Source organism: Pseudoduganella sp. RAF53_2 (assembly GCF_052113985.1).
Classification (GTDB): domain Bacteria; phylum Pseudomonadota; class Gammaproteobacteria; order Burkholderiales; family Burkholderiaceae_D; genus Rugamonas.
In genome coordinates this window covers 1-1,034 of sequence record NZ_JBFRDW010001085.1, presented here as the reverse complement: position 1 = coordinate 1,034, position 1,034 = coordinate 1, and the positions used below count along the sequence as shown (strand labels likewise).

At 62.5% G+C, this 1,034-nt stretch carries 2 protein-coding genes; both read left to right on the top strand.

Annotation, left to right across the window (positions count from 1 at the left end; translation table 11 throughout):
• Positions 1-470: hypothetical protein (locus AB4Z11_RS32490; protein WP_442030412.1), on the top strand; the 470-nt coding region annotated here is incomplete at its 5' end.
• Between the two features lie 91 nt (positions 471-561).
• Positions 562-1,034, top strand: a 473-nt coding sequence (locus AB4Z11_RS32485; RefSeq protein WP_442030410.1) for a terminase small subunit, incomplete at its 3' end; no start/stop codon positions are given.

Here is a 1,034-nt window from a genome sequence, read left to right as displayed (position 1 = left end):
GCGTGAGGGCGGCCAGGAAGACCGACCCCACGGCGACAGTCTTCATCAAAGATGTTGCGGCCACGTACCTGGAGCCCTTCGAGTTCGGTGGCACTCACAAGTTGAGCGCGCGAGGCTTGGCGAATCCAAAGGCCGCAGGGGTCAATCAGTACGGCAATCTGCCAAGAACGATGATTGCGCGTCTAAAGAGCAGGGGCGACGTCTTCATCGGCGCCGTAAAGACAAAAAGCGGTGAAACCATAAACGGCGTGTGGCAACGACCATCAGTGCCCGTCGCGATGAGGGGGCGCCGGTTGGCGCGTGGCTCGAATGACACGGGACGGCTGAAGCTGCTGATTCGCTTCACTGATCCCGAGCCGGTCACGCAGCGCTTGAACTACAGGGAGCGTGCAAAACGCCTGATAGCTGCGCAGTTTGACCGGGAGTTCAGCGCAGCGATGGCGAAAGCCCTGGCGAACGCTCGCCCATAAATGCCAACGGGTCCCTCCTGGGGATTCGGGACCCACGGGCATTGCGCGCCGCGATCGTTCGCTACTTCCAAAATTTTTGCTAGGGGGTTGTATGGTGGACCTTACCTCGCCCATGAAACAGGCTGAGTTCGGCGACCTGGTGGGAGTCAGCCAGCAGGCGGTCAGCGACCTGGTCAAGCGCGAGGTGCTGATTGCCGGCGAGCCTGCGGGAATGTGGCTGCAACGGTACTGCGCGCATCTGCGAGAGCACGCCGCTGGCCGTGCCGCTGCTGGCGACCTGGATCTCGCAACCGAGCGCGCTGCGYTGGCGCGCGAACAGCGCATCCGCCTTGAAATGGCGAATGCCCTCACCCGGAAGGAAAGCGCTCCGGTCGCCACGCTGGAGATGGCGATGGCAACGATGGGGCGGAAGATCGCCAGGGTTCTGGAGTCGATTCCCGTCAGCATCAAGCGCCGGTCGCCCGGCCTGACCGCAGCCGACTTCGAAATCATCACGACGGAAATTGCGAAGGCGCGAAACATAGCGGCGTCCGCGCAGCTGGAAGACGAGGACGAGGATGGATC